The 18874-nt window shown below is 65.0% G+C and carries 17 protein-coding genes; 16 read left to right on the top strand and 1 reads right to left on the bottom strand.

Going from position 1 to position 18874, the window contains the following annotated elements; genetic code table 11:
• Positions 1 to 2 precede the first annotated feature (2 nt).
• From CFP68_RS02305 to CFP68_RS02230, 16 genes are all read left to right on the top strand, one after another.
• Positions 3 to 1571 (top strand): ABC transporter substrate-binding protein, encoded by a 1569-nt coding sequence (locus CFP68_RS02305; RefSeq protein ID WP_099824217.1) that lies wholly within the window; start codon positions 3 to 5, stop codon positions 1569 to 1571.
• A gap of 112 nt (positions 1572 to 1683) precedes the next feature.
• The gene (locus tag CFP68_RS02300; protein ID WP_099824016.1) at positions 1684 to 3117 is read left to right on the top strand and encodes an amidohydrolase family protein; all 1434 of its coding nucleotides are present in this window, start codon (positions 1684 to 1686) and stop codon (positions 3115 to 3117) included.
• Between the two features lie 3 nt (positions 3118 to 3120).
• Positions 3121 to 4113, top strand: a complete 993-nt coding sequence (locus tag CFP68_RS02295; protein ID WP_099824014.1) for an ABC transporter ATP-binding protein — start codon at positions 3121 to 3123, stop codon at positions 4111 to 4113.
• Entirely contained in the window at positions 4110 to 5171 is a 1062-nt protein-coding gene (locus CFP68_RS02290; RefSeq protein WP_099824013.1) for an ABC transporter ATP-binding protein, read from the top strand. The genes CFP68_RS02295 and CFP68_RS02290 overlap by 4 nt, the downstream gene beginning before the upstream one ends.
• Complete coding sequence (locus CFP68_RS02285) at positions 5168 to 6718, top strand: acetolactate synthase large subunit (protein WP_241523916.1); 1551 nt, start codon at positions 5168 to 5170, stop codon at positions 6716 to 6718. Before CFP68_RS02290 ends, CFP68_RS02285 begins: the two co-directional genes overlap by 4 nt.
• Positions 6719 to 6856: 138 nt before the next feature.
• Positions 6857 to 7693, top strand: coding sequence for a transporter substrate-binding domain-containing protein (locus CFP68_RS02280; RefSeq protein ID WP_099824011.1), 837 nt, complete (start codon positions 6857 to 6859; stop codon positions 7691 to 7693).
• 1 nt (position 7694) lies between these two features.
• Positions 7695 to 8447 carry an amino acid ABC transporter ATP-binding protein gene (locus CFP68_RS02275; RefSeq protein WP_099824009.1) on the top strand — a complete coding sequence of 251 codons (753 nt, stop codon included), beginning with the start codon at positions 7695 to 7697 and terminating at the stop codon, positions 8445 to 8447.
• 4 nt (positions 8448 to 8451) lie between these two features.
• Positions 8452 to 9126 carry an amino acid ABC transporter permease gene (locus CFP68_RS02270; RefSeq protein ID WP_099824007.1) on the top strand — a complete coding sequence of 225 codons (675 nt, stop codon included), beginning with the start codon at positions 8452 to 8454 and terminating at the stop codon, positions 9124 to 9126.
• A complete protein-coding gene (locus tag CFP68_RS02265; RefSeq protein ID WP_099824004.1) occupies positions 9126 to 9791 on the top strand; it encodes an amino acid ABC transporter permease in 666 nt (221 codons plus the stop codon). Before CFP68_RS02270 ends, CFP68_RS02265 begins: the two co-directional genes overlap by 1 nt.
• A gap of 13 nt (positions 9792 to 9804) precedes the next feature.
• The gene (locus CFP68_RS02260; RefSeq protein WP_099824002.1) at positions 9805 to 10752 is read left to right on the top strand and encodes an N-carbamoyl-D-amino-acid hydrolase; all 948 of its coding nucleotides are present in this window, start codon (positions 9805 to 9807) and stop codon (positions 10750 to 10752) included.
• The gene (locus CFP68_RS02255; protein ID WP_241523915.1) at positions 10749 to 11369 is read left to right on the top strand and encodes a flavin reductase family protein; all 621 of its coding nucleotides are present in this window, start codon (positions 10749 to 10751) and stop codon (positions 11367 to 11369) included. Before CFP68_RS02260 ends, CFP68_RS02255 begins: the two co-directional genes overlap by 4 nt.
• Positions 11370 to 11381: 12 nt before the next feature.
• Positions 11382 to 12317, top strand: a complete 936-nt coding sequence (locus CFP68_RS02250) for a dihydrodipicolinate synthase family protein (RefSeq protein ID WP_099824000.1) — start codon at positions 11382 to 11384, stop codon at positions 12315 to 12317.
• Positions 12317 to 13105, top strand: a complete 789-nt coding sequence (locus tag CFP68_RS02245; RefSeq protein WP_099823998.1) for an SDR family oxidoreductase — start codon at positions 12317 to 12319, stop codon at positions 13103 to 13105. Before CFP68_RS02250 ends, CFP68_RS02245 begins: the two co-directional genes overlap by 1 nt.
• Positions 13106 to 13109: 4 nt before the next feature.
• Positions 13110 to 14576, top strand: a complete 1467-nt coding sequence (gene hydA / locus CFP68_RS02240; protein WP_099823996.1) for a dihydropyrimidinase — start codon at positions 13110 to 13112, stop codon at positions 14574 to 14576.
• Entirely contained in the window at positions 14573 to 15229 is a 657-nt protein-coding gene (locus CFP68_RS02235; RefSeq protein WP_099823994.1) for an aspartate/glutamate racemase family protein, read from the top strand. The genes hydA and CFP68_RS02235 overlap by 4 nt, the downstream gene beginning before the upstream one ends.
• An 18-nt stretch (positions 15230 to 15247) precedes the next feature.
• Positions 15248 to 16153 carry a LysR family transcriptional regulator gene (locus CFP68_RS02230; protein WP_145953379.1) on the top strand — a complete coding sequence of 302 codons (906 nt, stop codon included), beginning with the start codon at positions 15248 to 15250 and terminating at the stop codon, positions 16151 to 16153.
• Between the two features lie 6 nt (positions 16154 to 16159).
• Here the strand turns inward: CFP68_RS02230 and mdeB are convergent, their stop codons facing one another.
• Positions 16160 to 18820 carry an alpha-ketoglutarate dehydrogenase gene (mdeB, locus tag CFP68_RS02225; protein ID WP_193825200.1) on the bottom strand — a complete coding sequence of 887 codons (2661 nt, stop codon included), beginning with the start codon at positions 18818 to 18820 and terminating at the stop codon, positions 16160 to 16162.
• Positions 18821 to 18874 lie beyond the last annotated feature (54 nt).

Raw genomic sequence — 18874 nt, 5'->3', positions numbered from 1 at the left:
AAATGAAACGACTTCTGACAACCACCGCGATCCTGCTGACGGCGGGCATCGCGCAGGCGGCGGAAATCACCATCGTCCGCGAGGTGGACAGCAACAACTATGACCCGCACAAATCGACCGCGCGGGGCGCGTCCGAGGTGTTGTTCATGATGGGCGACACGCTGGTGTCCCTTGCGCCGGACATGCAGACCATCGAAGCGGGCATCGCCGAAAGCTGGGAGGTCAGCGAGGACGGCAAGACCTATACCTTCAAGATCCGCGATGACGTGACCTTCTGCGACGGAAAGAAGCTGACGGCCGAGGATGTCGCCTATTCCGTCAACCGCTGGATCGACCCCGAGACGAAGTCGCCGGTCGGCTGGCGCGCGGGCGAGGTCGAAAGCGTGACCGCGCTGGACGACACCACCGTGGAATACAAGCTGACGGCGCCGTTTTCGGAACTGCTGTATCAGTTGACGCAGAGCTTCGGCACGATCATCGACAAGGAGAACGTCGAGGCACTGGGTGCCGATTTCGGGGTGACCGGGTTCAACGGCACCGGCCCGTTCTGCTGGGGCGAATGGACGCCGCGCGACAAGATGATCCTGACCAAGCATGAGGCCTATACCTGGGGCGCGCCGTTCCATTCGAACACCGGCCCGGCGTCGATGGACAAGATCACGTGGCAGATCGTGCCCGAGGAAAACACCCGCACCGTCGCCGTCATCACCGGCCAGAGCGAGGTGACGCAATACGTCCCCTACATCGCGCTGGAACAGCTGAAGGCCACGCCCGGCGTCGAGGTGGTGCAATCCGACCTGGCGTTCTGGACCTATTTCATGGGCTTCAAGATCGACAAGGAAACGGTCAGCGATCCGGCAGTGCGCACCGCGATCAACCTGGCCGTGAACCAGGAAGCGATGGCCGAAGACCTGTTCTTCGGGGTGGTGCAGCCCGCCTATTCCTATGTCAGCCAGGAAGCGCTGGACTGGAACCGCGACCTGGACGACAAGCTGCTGAAGTATGATCCCGAAAAGGCCAACCAGATCCTGGACGATGCGGGCTGGGTGCGCGGCGATGACGGGGTGCGCTCGAAGGATGGCGTGCGCCTGGCGCCCACGGCCTATGTCTTTGCCGGCTCGACCTGGGGCAAGATCTCGGAAGCGGTGCAGGCCTATCTGCGCGAAATCGGCGTCGACATGCAGATCGAGGCCTATGACGCGACCGTTGCCTGGGGCAAGCTGGCCACGCAGGAATTCGACATGTTCGGCATGTCCTTCCCCTATGTATCGTCGGGGGACGCGCTGAACCTGTATTTCCGCAGCGAGAACATGCCGACGCCGAACCGCATGAACTGGAACGACCCCAAGACCGACGAACTGCTTCTGGCCGGTGCCACCGCGCTGACCGACGAAAAGCGGTCGTCCAGCTATGGCGAGGTTCTGGAAATCGTCCATGACGCCGCGGTCTGGCTGCCGCTGTATCACGAGCCGATGGTGATCGCGCAGAGCGACAAGCTCGAGACGATCGTGCCGCACAACATCTACGGCTCGGGTCTCTACAAGGGCCTGGACCTGAAGTTCAAGGAGTGAGCGGCGGCGCCGGAACGCCCTGCGCGGGCGTTTTGGCCGTCACATGAAGAAGCGTCGCCCCGTCTGACGGGGCGGCCACACTTGCAACCCAAAATCGCAAAGAGTTCACGCCATGTCCGTCACCGTCATCCGCAATGCCGCCTGGATCGTCGCCTTCGACGCCGAAAAAGGCACCCATACCTATCTGAAGGACGGCGATGTCGCCTTTGACGGCGACAAGATCGTCCACGTTGGCGGCACCTACGCGGGCCAGGCCGACACCGAGATCGACGGACGCAACCGGCTGGTGTCGCCGGGCCTGGTGAACATCCATTCGCACCCCAGTTCGGAAGCGATGAACAAGGGCTTTCTGGATGAACTCGGCTCGCCACGCCTGGGGATGTCGTCGCTCTATGAATACATGCCGCTGTTCCGTTGCGACGACGAAGGGCGCGAGGCCTGTGTTCAGGTCACCTATTCCGAACTGCTGAAATCGGGCGTCACAACCCTGGTCGACCTGTCGGTGAACTGGGACGGCTGGATCGAGACCTTCGCGGCCTCGGGCCTTCGCGGGGTTGTCAGCCCGATGTATCGCAGCGCCCGCTGGTACACCGACAACGGCCATGTCGTGAATTACGAATGGGACGAGGCCGCCGGCAAGGCCGCCATGGACGACGCGGTGAAGACGGTGGAAGCCGCCGCCGCCCATCCCTCAGGCCGGCTGTCGGGCATGATTTCGCCCAGCCAGATCGACACCTGCACGCCTGACCTGATCGCCGGCAGTTTCGCCCTGGCGCAGGAGAAGGGGTTGCCGTTCCAGATCCACGCAGCGCAGTCGGTGGTGGAATTCAACGAGATCACGCGCCGCCACGGCATCACGCCGCTGGAATGGCTCGACAGCCTTGGCGTGCTGAAGCCCGGAGCGATCATCGGCCACGGGATTTTCCTGAACGATTATGGCCATGTGTTCTGGCCCGAAGCCGACGACTTCAAGCTGTTGCAGGACAGCGGCGCCGCTGTGGCCCATTGCCCGACCGTGTTCCAGCGGCGCGGCATCACGATGAACACCGTCGGCCGTTACATCCGCGGCGGCATTCCCGTGGGCATCGGCACCGACACCTATCCGCACAACATGCTCGAGGAGCTGCGCAACGCGCTCTACAACTCAAGGATCGTGGCGAAGAACCCCTATGATCTGCGCACGTCCGACATTTTCGATGCGGCGACGTTGGGCGGCGCCAAGATCCTGAACCGCGACGATATCGGGCGTCTGGAAGTGGGGGCCAAGGCAGACCTGTTCCTGGCCGACATCAAGGATCCGCAGATGATGCCGGTGCGCGATCCGCTGCGCTCGCTCATCTATGTCGCTGCCGAACGGGCCGTGCGCGACGTGTTCGTCGACGGGCGGCACGTGGTGATCGACGGCGATGTGCCGGCCTTCGATCTGCCGGCCGCGCTGGAAAAGCTGGAGGCGGCGCAGCGGCGCGCGGAAACCGAGTTTGCCAAGCTCGATTTTGCCGGCCGCACCCACGAACAGGCGTCACCCTTCGTCTATCCGCAGGGTTGAGAGATGGAGCAGCGAGAGGCGCCATTGCTGGATGTCAGGGATCTGGCGGTCGAATTCCACGTCGGCGGCACGGTTCAGCGTGCGGTTCAGGGCGTGTCGCTGTCGCTGAACCGGGGGCGGACCCTGGGCGTCGTCGGTGAATCGGGCTGCGGCAAATCGGTCACGTCGCTGTCGATCATGCGGCTGGTGCCACAACCGCCGGGAAAATACGCGGGAGGGCAGATCCTGTTCGACGGCCAGGATCTGCTGACCCTGTCCGAATCCGAGATGCGCAAGCTGCGCGGCGGTCGGATCGGGATGATCTTTCAGGAACCCATGACCTCGCTCAACCCGGTTTATACCTGCGGTCACCAGATCGAGGAGAGCCTGTCGGTCCATTCCGGCCTGTCGAAAAAGGCGGCGCGGGAGCGGGCGATCGAGATGCTGGATCTTGTCGGTCTTCCCTCGCCGAAATCGCGGGTCGATGATTATCCGCACCAGTTGTCGGGCGGGCAACGCCAGCGGGTGATGATCGCGCTGGCGCTGGCCAACGATCCCGACCTGCTGATCGCGGATGAACCGACCACCGCGCTGGACGTGACGATCCAGGCGCAGATCCTTGATCTGATGGGCGAGTTGCGCTCGCGTACCGGCGCCGCCGTGATGCTGGTGACGCACGATCTGGGTGTCGTGGCGCAGACCTGCGACGATGTGGTGGTGATGTATGCGGGCCGCGTGGTCGAACGCGCGCCGACCGCCGATCTGTTCGCCGATCCGCAGCATCCCTATACCGTCGGGCTGATGGCCGCCGTTCCACGGATCGACACCGCCGTCGGGCGGCTGGCCACCATTCCGGGCACCGTTCCGCCGCCGTGGTCGAAGATCGCCGGCTGCCGGTTTGCTTCCCGCTGTCCACTGGCGTCCGAGCAATGCCGCACCCAGGATCCGCCCCTGCGCGATCTGTCGCCGGGTCACGGCGTCGCCTGCTGGCACGCCCCGATCGAGGTGGCGGCATGAGCGCGATGCTGGAAGTCCGCAACCTGACAAAGCATTTCCCGATCCGCCGCGGCGTTTTGCGCCGCGTGGTGGGGAATGTGCAGGCCGTCAATGATGTCAGCTTCGATGTGGGCGAGGGCGAAACCCTTGCCATCGTCGGTGAATCCGGCTGTGGCAAATCCACCATCGGGCGCACGCTGCTGCGGCTGCTGACACCCACGGGGGGGACCGTCGCGCTGGACGGCACGCCGGTGATGGACCTGTCCGACGATGACATGCGCCAGATGCGCCGCCAGATGCAGATCATATTCCAGGATCCGTTCGGGTCGCTGAACCCGCGCATGACGGTCGCCGAAACCCTGGCCGAACCGCTGCTGCTCCATGGCCTTGCGACCAGGGACGACGTGGCGCAGAAGGTGGCCGACCTGCTGGAGACCTGCGGGCTGCAACCCTGGCACGCCGGGCGGTTCCCGCACGAGTTTTCGGGCGGTCAGCGCCAGCGCGTCGGCATCGCCCGCGCCCTTGCCACGCGTCCCCGCGTGATCGTCTGCGACGAACCGGTGTCGGCCCTGGATGTGTCGGTGCAGGCGCAGATCGTCAACCTGCTGAAGGATCTGCAGGCGAAGTTCGGCATCGGCTATGTCTTCATCAGTCACGATCTGGCGGTGGTGCGGCACATGGCGTCGCGCGTCGCCGTCGTCTATCTGGGCCGCATCGTGGAAGAGGCCCCGGTCGAGGAACTGTATGCCACGCCGCGCCACCCCTATACCCGATCACTCATCGCCGCCGCGCCGCGCCCCGATCCGGCCATGCGCAACGTGCGCGCCCCGGTGCAGGGCGATCTGCCCTCGGCGATGAATCCGCCGTCGGGCTGTGCGTTCCATCCGCGCTGTCCGCTGGCCCAGGATCGCTGCCGCAGCGAACGGCCCGAATTGCGCCAGCTTGGCAAGGCGCGCGTCGCCTGCCACTTTGCTGAGGCCGAACCGGTGATCGAAACGGCAGGCGAACACAGACAATCGGACGCGCTGCGTCAAAGGCTGGCGGTGCTCGAAGCCGCCCGCGAGAAGGAAAAGACATGAAAGATCAAAAGACCATGAACGGTGCCGAAAGCGTCGTGCGCTCGCTGCACGGGGCGGGTGTCGATGTGTGTTTCGCCAATCCCGGCACCTCCGAGATGCAGTTCGTCGATGCGCTGGACCGCACCGGTCTGATGCGCTGTGTGCTGGCCCTGTTCGAAGGGGTCGCCACGGGGGCGGCCGATGGATACGCCCGCATGGCCAACCGGCCGGCGGTGACGTTGCTGCATCTTGCGCCCGGCCTCGCGAACGCCGGGGCGAACATGCACAACGCGCGCAAGGCGAAGGCGCCGATGGTCAACCTGGTGGGCGATCACGCCGTGCGTCATCGCGGCTATGACGCGCCGTTGTCGGCCGACGTCGAGGGGGCGGCGGCGCCGTTTTCCGATTGGGTCAAGACGGCGACATCGCCCGAAACCTTCGCCGCCGACGCGATGGAGGCCCTGGGCGCCGCCATGTCGCGGCCGAACAAGGTGGCAACCCTGATCGCGCCCGCCGACATTGGCTGGGACGCGGGCGGCGTCGTGGCGCCACCCCCCGCCGCGCCGGAGTACGCCGCGCTGGATGACGGCGCGCTGGACAAGGCGGCCGGGATGCTGGGCCCCGAAACCGTGCTGCTGGTCAGCGGCCGGGTGCTGGAGACGCCCGAGGCCGTGGCGCAGTTGCAGGGCATCGCGGCCCAGACCGGCGCCAAGGTTCTTGCGCCGACATCGAACCGCCGGTTCGAACGGGGGGCAGGGCGGGCCGCCATCTCGAAGGTGCCCTATCCGATCAACATGGCGCTGGAGACGTTGAAACCCTATAAACGGGCGATCCTGATCGAAACCGTGCCACCGGTCGCCTTCTTCGCCTATCCCGATCGGCCCAGCCTGCTGTTGCCCGAGGGCTGCGAGATCGTCACCCTGACCGGACGCGATGGCGATGGCCCTGCTGCGGTCGCCGCGCTGGCCGAACGTCTGGCGGCGAAACCCCTGATCGCCAGCGATCCGTTGCCCCCCGCGCCACAGATCGGTGCGATCACCGCGGCCACCATCGCCGCCGCCATCGCCAACGCCCTGCCGGAAAACGCCATCGTCGTCGACGAAAGCATCACCGGCGGCAAGGACGTGTGGCGGATGACCGAAGGGGCCGCACCGCATTCGTGGATCTCGCTGACCGGCGGCGCCATCGGTGACGGCATCCCCATGTCGGTGGGCGCCGCTGTCGCCTGTCCCGACCGCCCGGTGCTGACGCTTCAGGCTGACGGATCGGCGATGTATACCCTGCAAGGGTTGTGGAGCCAGGCGCGCGAGGGGCTGAACGTCACCACGCTGATCTTCGCCAACCGGACCTATGAAATCCTCAAGACCGAATTGTTCGCGGTGGGCGCGAACCCCGGACGTTCGGCGCTGGACATGCTGGATCTGGACCGTCCGAACCTGGATTTCGTGGCCCTGGCCAAGGGCATGGGCGTGCCGGGACGGCGTGTCGAGGATGTGGCCGAGCTGCAGCGCGCCATCGCCGCCGCCATGGAGGAACCCGGCCCCTACCTGATCGAGGCGATGATGTGACGGTCATGGCCACGTCAATGATCATATCGGAAAACTCATAGATCGGCGCGGTTTTTGCACTGCGGGAATCGCGGTTTTTCACGTTAGGCTGGTCGGACAAGACGAACCGACAAGAAAAAAATCAACGGGAGAACACCAATGAACCGCAAGGTCATGCTAGGAACCATTGCCGCCACCCTGTGCCTGTCCGGCGCGGCGATGGCACAGGACAAATACACCGTCGCGCTGGACGGCACCTTCGCGCCCCACGCCATGCCGTCGCTGTCGGGCGGCGTCGAGGGCTTCAACGTCGATCTGACCAACATCATCGCCGAACGTCTGGGCGCCGAGATCGAGATCATCGCGACGCAGTATTCCGGCATCCTGCCCGGTCTTGCCGCGGGCACCTATGATTTCGTCGTGGCCCCCACCACCCTGACCGAAGAACGCGCCGCCAACATCCTGTTTTCCGAAGGTTACCTGAACACCGACTTCCAGTTCGTCGTGAAGACCGGAACCGAAGAGATCGACAGCCTGGAAGGCTTCAGCGGCAAGGTGATCTCGGTCAACAAGGGGTCGGCCTATGACGTCTGGGCGCGCGAGAAGGCCGATGAGATCGGCTGGACCGTCGAATCCTATGGCACCAACTCGGACGCGGTTCAGGCCGTCGTGTCGGGGCGCGCATTCGCCAACGTCGCGGGCAACACGGTGTCGGCCTGGGTGGCCAAGCAGAACCCGCAGATCGAACTGTCGTATCTGTTTTCCACCGGCCTTGTCTGGGCGATGCCGTTCCGCAAGGGCGACGAGGAGTTGCGCGCCAAGGTCGAAAACGTGATCGAATGCCTCAAGATCGACGGCACGATGACCGAGCTTTCGGAAAAGTGGTTCGACGTGACCCCCGCCGAAGGATCGGCCGCGATCACGCCGCGTCCGGGATACGGCGAGCCGGGCTTTGAAGGCTACGTCGAAGATGATCACACCCCCGGTTGTTCCTGACATGACCACGCCCGCACCCGGCACCGCGACGCTTGAGGTTCGGGCGCTGCACAAGTCCTTCGGCGCCCTCAAGGTGCTGGAGGGCATCGATCTGAGCGTGCAGCGCAGCGAAATGGTGTTCGTCCTCGGCCCGTCGGGGTCGGGAAAATCCACGATGCTGCGCTGTTGCAACCGGCTGGAGGAACCCGATTCGGGCGACATCCTGATCGAGGGTGATCCGCTGACCGGGCCGGGCGTCGATCTGAACAAGATGCGCCAGAGGGTCGGGATGGTATTCCAGTCCTTCAACCTTTATCCGCACTTGTCGGCCATGGGCAACGTCACGCTGGCGCTGCGCCGGGTCCAGAAGAAATCCAAGGCCGAGGCCGAGGATCTTGCCATCGCCGCGTTGGCCGAGGTGGGGTTGTCCGACCGCGCCGGCCACCACCCCGCCCAACTGTCGGGCGGTCAGCAACAGCGCGTGGCGATCGCCCGCGCGCTGGCGCTGAAGCCCACCGTGATGCTGTTCGACGAACCCACGTCGGCCCTGGACCCCGAACTGGTCGGTGATGTTCTGGACGTGATGCGCACGGTCAAGGACCACGGCATGACCATGCTGGTGGTCAGTCACGAGATGAAATTCGCCCGTGACGCGGCCGACCGCGTGATCTTCATGGCCGACGGTGCCATCGTCGAACAGGGCCCGCCCGAACAGATCTTCGGTGCGCCCACCCACGATCGCACCCGCGCCTTCCTGTCGCGATTCCACGGATAGCGGGATGGAGCAGTTTCTCGACACCTTCCTGAACCCGGTGGTTCTGGCAAAATATACGCCCGCGATCCTGCAGGGCACGATGGTCACCGTGATCCTGTCGGTGCTGATCGTGCTGTGCGGCATCGGCCTGGGCGCGGGGCTGGCGTGCATCCGCGCCTACCGGGTCAGGTTGATCTCGTTTGTGATCGTGATCTTTGCCGACGTGCTGCGCGCGCTTCCACCACTGGTGGTGATCCTGCTGATGTTCTTCGGGTTGCCGAACGTCGGGATCCTGCTGTCGGCGTCGGTGGTGCTGTTCATCGTGCTGACGCTGGTCCTTGCCGCCTTCGCCGAAGAAATCGTCTGGGCCGGCATCACCGCCACCCCCAAGGGCCAGTGGGAGGCGGCACGTTCCACCGGCCTGACCTTTACCCAGACGCTGTTTCACGTCGTGCTGCCACAGGCCATGCGCATGGTGATCCCGCCGCTGACCAACCGCGCCATCGCGATTACCAAGATGACGGCACTTGGCATGGTGATCGGCGTGCCCGACATCCTGGGGCAGGCAACGACGGCGCAATCGTTTTCGGCCAATGCCTCGCCTCTGACCCTGGCCGCCATTGCCTATGTCGTGCTGTTCCTGCCGTTCGTCATCGCCTCGCGCTGGCTTGAATCGCGCTTTGCGTCGCCGGGGGCCTGATGGAACAGATCATCCAGCAGTTTTTCAACGTCGAGATCATGATCAAGGCCCTGCCGCTGGTGATCAAGGGGCTGGGCATCACGCTTCTGATCTGTGCCGTGGTCATCCCGATGGGCGCCATCGGCGGCCTGTTCGCCGCCATCGGGTCGCTGTCGCCAAATCGCGCGGTGCGCTGGCTGTCGATCGGGTTCGTCGATCTGTTCCGGGCGATCCCGCCGCTGGTGCTGCTGATCTTCATCTATGCCGGCCTGCCGTTCGCCGGTCTGTCGCTGTCGCCGTTCGTGGCCGTGACCATCGGGTTCTTCCTGAACAATTCGGCCTATTTCGCCGAGATTTTCCGCGCCGGCCTGTTGTCGGTCCCCAGGGGCCAGACCGAGGCGGCGCGTTCCACCGGACTGTCGCAGGCGCAGACGCTGACCTATGTCACGCTGCCCCAGGCGACGCGCAACGTGCTGCCTGATCTGCTGAGCAACGTGGTCGAGGTGGTCAAGCTGACCTCGCTCGCCTCGGTGGTCAGCCTGGGCGAAATGCTGCACGCCGCGGGCCTCGTGCGCTCGCTGACCTATAACGCCTCGCCGCTGATCCTTGCGGCCGGCATCTATTTGTTGCTGCTCTGGCCGCTGGTGCGCGTGATTGCCCGGTTCGAGCGGCGGATCGCAAGCTGAGAAGGAAAAAGCCATGCGGGAAATCGTGATCGGAGGCGCCCAGATGGGTGCCATTCAAAAGGCTGACAGCCGGGCCGACGTGGTGGCGCGGATGATTGCGCTGCTGGATCAGGCGGCCGAGGCGGGATGCGATCTGGTGGTCTATCCCGAGCTGACGCTGACCACGTTCTTTCCGCGCTGGTGGATGGACGATCCGGCCGAGATCGACCAGTGGTTCGAGACGGAAATGCCGGGGCCGGACACACAACCGCTGTTCGACGCGGCCCGAAAGCACGGCATCGCCATCACCTTCGGTTACGCGGAAAAGACCCCGGAAGGGCGGTATTTCAACACCTCGATCCTGACCGACAAGGAAGGCAACATCGTCGGCAAGTATCGCAAGACCCATCTGCCCGGACATTCGGAATACGACGAGGACCGGCTGTTCCAGCACCTGGAAAAGAAGTATTTCGAGCCGGGCGACACCGGGTTCCCGGTGTGGCGCAACCTGGATGCGTGGATGGGCATGTGCATTTGCAACGACCGCCGCTGGCCCGAGGTGTATCGTGAGATGGGCTTGCAGGGGGTCGAACTGATCACGCTGGGCTATAACACCCCCACGGTGAACAGCCAGCACGGCGACGAAGGGCTGGAAAAGCGGCTGTATCATTCGGACCTGTCGATGTCGGCGGGCGCCTATCAGAACGCCACCTGGGTTGTCGGCGTGGCCAAGGCCGGGGTCGAGGACGGCCATCCCCTTATGGGCGGGTCGATCATCGTCGATCCCAACGGCATGGTGGTGGCGCGCGCGAAAACCGAAGAGGACGAGCTGATCGTGCATGCCTGCGACATGGACATGTGCAATTTCGGCAAGGCGACGATCTTCGATTTCAAACGCCACCGCCGGATCGAGCACTACACCCGGATCACCGGCCAGACGGGCGTGATCACGCCGGATCAGGAAACCCGGTCTGCCGAATGACCCTGTCGCTCGACTTCGACGCGATGGATCCGGCGATCCGTTACAAGCTGCTGAGCGCGGTGGTGATTCCGCGCCCGGTGGCGTGGGTGACGACGCTGGGCGCGGCGGGGCAGGTGAACGCCGCGCCCTATTCGTTCTTCAACGTCTTCGGGCAGGATCCGGCCATCGTCGTGCTGGGGTTGCAGAACAAGCCGGACGGGTCGGCCAAGGACACCACCGCGAACATCCGGCGCACCGGCGAATTCGTCGTCAACATCGCCACGCCGGATCTGGTGGCAGGCATGGTGGACACCGCCGCGCCCTATCCGGCGGATATCTCAGAAGCGGCCGCGCTGGGTCTGGCAATCGAACCGTCGGCGCATGTCGCGCCACCCCGGCTGGCCGCCGCGCCCGTATCGCTGGAATGCGTGCGTCACACCGCGATCACCTTTTCGGCCGAGCGCGAGTTGATGATCGGCCGGGTGGTCGGCATGGCGGCGCGCGACGGGCTGATCGACACCGAAACATGGCGCGTGGACTGGAACGGGGACTATCCCGTCGCCCGTCTGTTCGCCGACAGATACGCAAGGCTGGAGGAGATCGAACCGCGTTCGATCCCCCCGGTTCCAAAGACCTGAGGGAGTGAGAGCATGAGTAATCTGATCGACAGGCAGTCCGAGGGGGTGTTCATCATCTCGGCCACGCCGTTCACGGACGATGGCGCGCTGGATCTGGACAGCACCGACCGGATGGTCGACTTCTATCTGGAAAAGGGTGTGTCGGGGATGACCATCCTCGGCATCATGGGCGAGGCGCCCAAGCTGGCCAGTGACGAGGCCGAAACCTTCGCGCGTCGCGTTCTGGACCGGGTGGCTGGCCGCGTGCCGGTGATCGTCGGTGTCTCGGCCGCCGGTCTGGACAACATGAAACGCCTGACCGACACCGCGATGGATGCGGGGGCCGGCGGCGTCATGGTCGCCCCGCAACCCGGCATGGTGACCGAGGTCAAGCTGAACAATTACATGGCGCAGGTCTGCAAGACGCTGGGCGATGACGTGCCGATCTGTTTCCAGGATTATCCGCAGACGACGGGCGTTCAGGTGTCGGTGGAAACCATCATCGGGCTGACCGTGAACCACCCCCAGATCGTCATGCTGAAGCACGAGGATTGGCCGGGCCTGACGAAACTGTCGCGGGTGCGGGCCGAAACCGGCACCGGCGACGTGCCGCGCCTGTCGATCCTGACCGGCAATTCGGCGCTGTTCCTGCCGCAGGAGATGCAGCGCGGCGCCGACGGGGCGATGACCGGATTTGCATACCCCGAAATGCTGGTGCAGGTTGTGAAGCGTCACAAGGCGGGCGACGTGGACGGCGCCGAAGACCTGTTCGACGCCTATCTGCCGCTGGTGCGCTATGAACAACAGCTCGGCCTTGGCCTCGCGATCCGCAAGGAGGTTCTGTCGCGCCGCGGTGTCATCGCATCGCCGCGGGTGCGCGCGCCGGGGCCGTCGATGACGGCCAGGGATCACGATGAACTGACACGTCTGGTGGCGCGTCTGGAAAAACGGCTTGAGGAGTTGAACTGATGGATCTGGGATTGAACGGAAAGCGCGCGCTGGTCATGTCGTCGTCGCGCGGCCTGGGGCTGGGCTGCGCACAGGCGCTGGCGGCGGAAGGCGTGCATGTGCTGTTGACGGGTCGTTCGGGCGACAAGCTGGCCGAGATGGCGAAGGCGATCACAGAAAAGGGGCCGGGCAAGGCGGATTACATCGTTGCCGACCTGACCGACACGGCGGCGGTCGACACCCTGGTCAAGGCGGCCGAGGACGTGCTGGGCGGGGTCGACATCCTGGTCAACAACACCGGCGGCCCGCCTCCGGGGCGGATGGTCGATTCCGATCCGGCCGTTCTGAAATCGCAGTTCGACACCATGGTGATGAACGTGGTCGAAATCACGGCCCGCATCCTGCCCGGTATGCGCGAACGCAAGTGGGGCCGCATCGTCACCATCGGATCGTCGGGCGTGATCCAGCCGATTCCGAACCTCGGGTTGTCCAACGCGATCCGCTCGGCGCTGGTCGGGTGGTCGAAATCGCTGTCCAACGATGTGGCGGCCGACGGTGTGACGGTGAACATGCTGTTGCCGGGGCGCATCCACACCGAACGGGTGGACGAACTGGACGGATCGGTTGCCGAAAAGACCGGCAAATCGCTGGAGGAGGCGCGCGAGGCGTCCAAGGCCACGATCCCGACGGGCCGCTATGGCACGGTCGAGGAATTCGGCGCCGTCTGCGCCTTCCTTGCCTCGCAACAGGCCAGCTATGTCACCGGCAGCAAGATCCGCTGTGACGGTGGCGCGATCAAGTCGGTGTAACGCCATGCACGATCTGGTCATCACGGGTGGCACCATCGTCACCGCCGCCGACACCTATCGCGGCGACATCGGCATCACCGACGGCAAGATCGCGGCGTTGGGTCTGGGGCTTGAGGGGCGCGACACCATCGACGCCACCGATCGCCTTGTCCTGCCCGGCGGGATCGAGGCGCATTGCCACATCGCCCAGGAATCGGCCACGGGCGGCATGACGTCCGACGATTACCGCAGCGGCAGCATTAGCGCGGCCTTCGGCGGCAATTCGTGCTTCGTGCCGTTTGCCGCCCAACATCGCGGCATGGGCGTGACCGAAACGCTGGATCTCTACGATTCGCGGGCGACGGGGGCATCCGTGATCGACTGGGGCTATCATCTGATCGTGGCCGACCCGACCGAAAAGGTGCTGACCGAGGAATTGCCACTGGCGTTCCAGCGCGGCGTCACATCGTTCAAGGTGTTCATGACCTATGATCTGATGAAGATCGACGACCGACAGTTCCTGGATATCCTGACGGTGGCGCGCGAACACGGGGCGCTGACGATGGTGCACGCCGAAAACAGCGGCATGATCGCGTGGATGACGAAGCGGCTGGTGGATGCGGGCCATGTGCAACCGCGATACCATGCCGTCAGCCACCCCGCGCTGGCGGAATCCGAGGCCGTGAACCGCGCAATATCGCTGGCGAAACTGGCGGATGCCGCGCTGCTGATCGTGCATGTGTCCACCCCCGAGGGCGCGAAACTGGTGTCCGACGCCCGCATGGAGGGCGCGAAGATCTTCGGCGAAACCTGTGCCCAATACCTGTTCCTGACGCGCGACGATCTGGACCGTCCGGGCATGGAGGGGGCCAAGTTCATGTGCTCGCCGCCGCTGCGCGACACCGCCACGCAGGATGCGCTGTGGCGGCATCTTCAGGCCGGCACCTTCAGCGTGTTCTCGTCCGATCACGCGCCATACCGCTATGACGAGACCGGCAAGCTGGCCAACGGCCCCGAGGCGCGGTTCAACCAGATCGCCAACGGGATGCCGGGGATCGGGCTGCGCCTGCCGCTGCTGTTTTCCGAAGGGGTCAACAAGGGGCGGATCACGTTACAGCAGTTCGCCGCGCTGTCGGCATCGAATGCGGCCAGGCTCTATGGCCTGACGGAAAAGGGCAGCATTGCCATCGGCATGGACGCCGATATCGCGCTGTGGGATCCGAACGAAACCCGCACCGTCACCGCCGAGGATCAGCACGACAACATGGACTACACCCCGTTCGAAGGGTGGAGCGTGACCGGCTGGCCCACCACCGTCCTGACCCGCGGCAAGCGGATCGTCGAAAACGGCGAATTGGTCGCGAAACCGGGGCAGGGGCGCTATGTCGCGCGCGCCAGGATCGACCTGACCGGCTATCCCGGCCACCGTGCGCCGGAACTGGATCCGGCGACGAACTTCGGCGCCAATATCGCACCCGGAGCGGCGAAATGACCGGCCCCATCGTCGTCATCAACCCGAACTCGAACCAAGCCGTGACCGATGGGCTGGACCGCGCGCTGGCGCCGTTCCGCCTGGATGGCGGGCCCGGCATTGATTGCGTGACATTGGCCGAAGGGCCGTTCGGCATCGAAAATCAGGTGAACTCGGATCAGGTCGTCCTGCCCATGGTCGAACTGGTCAAGCGGCGCGGCGATGCGTCGGCCTTCGTGATCGCCTGCTACTCCGATCCGGGCATCGACGCCTGCCGGTCGGTGTCGCCGGTTCCGGTGTTCGGCATCCAGGAAAGCGGTGTCCTGAGTGCCCTGTCACGCGCCGACAGGATCGGCATCGTCGGCATCTCGTCGGCGTCGGAACGCCGGCACCGGTTGTACATGCGACGCATGGGTGTGCTGGACCGGGTCGCGGGCGAACGCGCGCTGAACATGACGGTCGACGAATCGGCCCGCGGGTCCGGCACCTTCGCCAAGCTGACCGAGGTGGGCCATGCGTTGATCGATGACGGGGCCGAGGCGCTGGTTCTGGGCTGTGCGGGCATGGCGGTGCACCGCGTTCCGCTGGAACGCGAGCTGGGCATCCCGGTGATCGATCCGACCCAGGCGGCGGTTGCCATGGCGATGGGGGTCGTGCTGGCACAGCGGTTGTGAGTGCGCTATCACGGCGCCATGAAGGTAGTCCGTCGTAACGATTTGTCCCTGCGCCTGCTCGAGATTTTCGGCACGCTGATGCTGCACCAGACCACGGTGGCCGCTGCCGAAGAGCTCGGCATTTCGCAACCGTCCGTGTCCACCGCCATCAAGCAGTTGGAACAGCAGTTGGGCTTTGCCCTGTTCGCCCGCGAAAAGAAGCGCATGGTCCCCACCGACGAGGCGCGCAGCCTGTTGCAGGAGGTGCAGCCGCTGTTCGATCAGCTGCGCTCGGTCGAGTCGCGGGTGCGCGATCTGCGCGGCGGGGCGGTGGGCACCTTGCGCATCATGGCGACACCGCCGCTGGGCCATTCGGTGGTGCCGGGGGCGTTGTCGGCGTTCATGGACGCGCGCCCCGATGTTGTCGTGCAATATGACGTGCGCCGGATGGAAGCGGTGATCGACGCGGTCGCCATCGGCGCCGTCGATGTCGGGCTGTGCCTGGCGCTGGACAGCCATCCCGGCGTCACTGTCGACAAGATCCGCACCGACCGGATGGTCGCGCTGATGCGGCAGGACCATCCCTTGGCGCGCCTGTCGGTGGTGGGGCCCGCCGATATCGGCCAGCATCGCCTGATCGGACTGGTGCGTGCGTCGGGCATGGGATTGATGGTGCAGAACGCGTTCGAGTTGATGCGCGCACCCTATGAACCCCAGGTCGAGGTGCGGTATTGCCATACCGCCGCCGTCATCGCCAATTCATGTAACGGTGTCGCGGTGGTGGACAATTACACCGCGTCCTTCCTGCCCAACATGGATCTTGCCGTGCGCCCGTTCGATCCGCCCATCGCGGTTCCGGCCTGCATGCTGACGCGCATCGGTCGGCCGCAGTCGCGGCTGGTGGCCGAGTTTCAGAAGGCGTTCCTGGCCGAACTCAAACGCTGACGGGGATCACACCTGCCATGGCGGTGCCGTCGCGGGATCGACGCCGAGGTCGGCGATGGCCTTCTTCAGCACGGCGCGTTCCACCGCCCCGGTGCGCACCAATGCATACAGCGCGGCGATGACGATGTTCTCGCGGTCCACCTCGAAGAAACGGCGCAGCGCCACGCGACTGGCGGAACGTCCGAACCCGTCGGTGCCGAGGATCGTCATCCGCGCGTCGATGTAGGGCGCGATCTGGGCGGGCACGGCGCGCACGTAATCGCTGGCCGCGATGACCGGCGCGGATCCGGGCAACATCGTTTCGACATGGCTCTGGCGCGGGGTGTCGGCAAAGCGGTTGGCACGCTCGACCTCGGCCGCGTCGCGGGCCAGTTCGCTGAACGACGTGGCTGAAAACACCTGTGCCTGAATGCCGTAGTCCCTGAGCGTTTCGGCGGCCCCGATCACCTGTTGCAGGATCGTGCCCGCCCCGATCAGGCGGATATGCGCGTCGCTGGCGGGGCCGGACAATGGATAAAGCCCGCGCAGGATGCCGTCCTCCACGCCATCGGGCAGGGGCGGTTGTGCGTAGGTCTCGTTCATCACGGTGATATAGAAGAACTCGTCGCGCCGTTCGTCCAGCATCCGCACCATGCCGTGTTCCATGATCACGGCCAGTTCATAGGCAAAGCACGGATCGTACGCGCGGCAGTTGGGCACCGTCGCGGCAACGATGTGGGACGATCCGTCCTGATGCTGCAACCCTTCGCCCGACAGGGTGGTGCGCCCGGCAGTGGCGCCGAACAGAAACCCGCGCGCCCGTTGATCGGCGGCGGCCCAGATCAGATCGCCGACCCGCTGAAACCCGAACATCGAATAGTAGATATAAATCGGCAGCAGTTCGACATCATGGGCCGAATAGGCGGTGGCGGCGGCGGTCCAGGACGACATGGCGCCCGCTTCGGTGATGCCTTCCTCAAGCAACTGACCATTCCCCGCCTCGCGGTAGAACATCATCGAACCGGCGTCTTCGGGATCGTAAAGCTGCCCCTCGGGGGCATAGATGCCGATCTGGCGAAACAGCGTGTCCATGCCGAAGGTCCGCGCCTCGTCCGCGACGATGGGCACGATGCGCGCACCGAACGCCTTGTCGCGCAACAGACCGCTCAGCAGACGCACGGCGGCCATGGTGGTGGAATATTCGCGGCCCTCCGACTCGCGGGCGAACTTGCCATACACCTCGGGCGCGGGACGCTTGGGGATCGGCGCCGACGCATTGGCGCTGCGCGAGGGAAGATAGCCGCCCAGCGCGCGGCGCCGGTCCTGAAGATAGCGCATCTCGGGGCTGTCGTCGGCGGGGCGGTGGAACTCCAGCGCCTCGACCTGGGCATCGTTCAGCGGCAGATCGAACCGGTCGCGGAACGCCAGCAGGGCATCGATGTCCAGCTTTTTCGCCTGGTGGGCGATCATCCGGGATTCACCCGCGCCGCCCATGCCGAACCCCTTCTTGGTCTTGGCCAGGATCACGGTCGGCTGGCCCTTGTGCGCCTTGGCGGCGGCAAAGGCGGCGTGCAGTTTGTGAATATCGTGCCCGCCGCGTTTCAGGGCGTGGATCTGCGCGTCGGACATATCAGCCACCAAGGCGGCACTGGCCGGATCGACATCGAAGAATTTCGAGCGGTTGTAATCGCCGTCCTTGGACCCGAGGTTCTGATACTGCCCGTCCACGGTTTCCGCGAACCGGCGCAGCAGGACGTTGTCGTCGTCACGGGCAAATATCTGATCCCATTCCGATCCCCACAGCACCTTGATCACGTTCCAGCCCGCTCCGGTGAACAGCGATTCAAGCTCCTGGATGATCTGGCCGTTGCCGCGCACCGGCCCGTCCAGCCGTTGCAGGTTGCAGTTCACGATGAAGGTCAGGTTGTCCAACCCCTCGCGCGCCGCAAGGGTAAGCGCGCCGATGCTTTCGGGTTCGTCCATCTCGCCGTCGCCGAACACGCCCCAGACCCGGCGTTCGGACGTTTCGGCCAGGCCGCGCGCCGCCAGATAGCGCATGAACCGCGCCTGATAGATCGCCGACATCGGCCCGATCCCCATGGACCCGGTGGGCAGTTGCCAGAAATCCGGCATCAGCCAGGGATGGGGATAGGAACACAGGCCGGGGCCGGGAACCTCTTGGCGGTAGTTGGCGATGTCCGCCTCGCTCAGCCGACCCTCAAGGAAGGCGCGGGCATAGACGCCGGGGGCGGAGTGGGGTTGGAAATAGACCAGATCGCCGGCGAAATCATCGTTCCGTGCACGAAAGAAATGGTTGAACCCGACCTCGAAGATCTCGGCGGCCGAGGCATAGGAAGCGATATGCCCGCCCAACTCGCCGTAAGCACGGTTGGCCCGCACCACCATGGCCAGGGCGTTCCAGCGCACGATCGAGGTCAGGCGATTTTCCATCTCGGCGTCGCCCGGAAATTCGCCCTGCCGCGCCACGGGGATCGTGTTGCGATAGGCGGAATAGGGCAATCCCCCTGAGGTTACGCCAAGGGTCCGTGCCTCGTCCCACAGCCGGTTCAGCACGAACCGCGCCCGTTCGGCCCCCGACGCATCGGTCAGGGATTCTAGCGACTCGAGCCATTCGCCGGTTTCAACCGGATCGGGATCGTTCTGATGGGCGGTGGTGTAACGGGTCATGGCGGCCTCCTGCGTCATGGGAACCCTAGCGCGCCGGGGCGGGCCGGGGCAATG

It is taken from the genome of Oceaniglobus indicus (genome assembly GCF_002751875.1).
Taxonomy (GTDB): Bacteria; Pseudomonadota; Alphaproteobacteria; order Rhodobacterales; family Rhodobacteraceae; genus Oceaniglobus; species Oceaniglobus indicus.
This window is presented reverse-complemented; position numbering and strand designations above follow the sequence as displayed.

Bases quoted from the DNA above. Each gene is read 5' to 3' on its own strand.
- CFP68_RS02305 (WP_099824217.1), top strand. From the start codon at position 3: ATGAAACGACTTCTGACAACCACCGCGATCCTGCTGACGGCGGGCATC.
- CFP68_RS02300 (WP_099824016.1), top strand. From the start codon at position 1,684: ATGTCCGTCACCGTCATCCGCAATGCCGCCTGGATCGTCGCCTTCGAC.
- CFP68_RS02295 (WP_099824014.1), top strand. From the start codon at position 3,121: ATGGAGCAGCGAGAGGCGCCATTGCTGGATGTCAGGGATCTGGCGGTC.
- CFP68_RS02290 (WP_099824013.1), top strand. From the start codon at position 4,110: ATGAGCGCGATGCTGGAAGTCCGCAACCTGACAAAGCATTTCCCGATC.
- CFP68_RS02285 (WP_241523916.1), top strand. From the start codon at position 5,168: ATGAAAGATCAAAAGACCATGAACGGTGCCGAAAGCGTCGTGCGCTCG.
- CFP68_RS02280 (WP_099824011.1), top strand. From the start codon at position 6,857: ATGAACCGCAAGGTCATGCTAGGAACCATTGCCGCCACCCTGTGCCTG.
- CFP68_RS02275 (WP_099824009.1), top strand. From the start codon at position 7,695: ATGACCACGCCCGCACCCGGCACCGCGACGCTTGAGGTTCGGGCGCTG.
- CFP68_RS02270 (WP_099824007.1), top strand. From the start codon at position 8,452: ATGGAGCAGTTTCTCGACACCTTCCTGAACCCGGTGGTTCTGGCAAAA.
- CFP68_RS02265 (WP_099824004.1), top strand. From the start codon at position 9,126: ATGGAACAGATCATCCAGCAGTTTTTCAACGTCGAGATCATGATCAAG.
- CFP68_RS02260 (WP_099824002.1), top strand. From the start codon at position 9,805: ATGCGGGAAATCGTGATCGGAGGCGCCCAGATGGGTGCCATTCAAAAG.
- CFP68_RS02255 (WP_241523915.1), top strand. From the start codon at position 10,749: ATGACCCTGTCGCTCGACTTCGACGCGATGGATCCGGCGATCCGTTAC.
- CFP68_RS02250 (WP_099824000.1), top strand. From the start codon at position 11,382: ATGAGTAATCTGATCGACAGGCAGTCCGAGGGGGTGTTCATCATCTCG.
- CFP68_RS02245 (WP_099823998.1), top strand. From the start codon at position 12,317: ATGGATCTGGGATTGAACGGAAAGCGCGCGCTGGTCATGTCGTCGTCG.
- hydA (WP_099823996.1), top strand. From the start codon at position 13,110: ATGCACGATCTGGTCATCACGGGTGGCACCATCGTCACCGCCGCCGAC.
- CFP68_RS02235 (WP_099823994.1), top strand. From the start codon at position 14,573: ATGACCGGCCCCATCGTCGTCATCAACCCGAACTCGAACCAAGCCGTG.
- CFP68_RS02230 (WP_145953379.1), top strand. From the start codon at position 15,248: ATGAAGGTAGTCCGTCGTAACGATTTGTCCCTGCGCCTGCTCGAGATT.
- mdeB (WP_193825200.1), bottom strand. From the start codon at position 18,820: ATGACCCGTTACACCACCGCCCATCAGAACGATCCCGATCCGGTTGAA.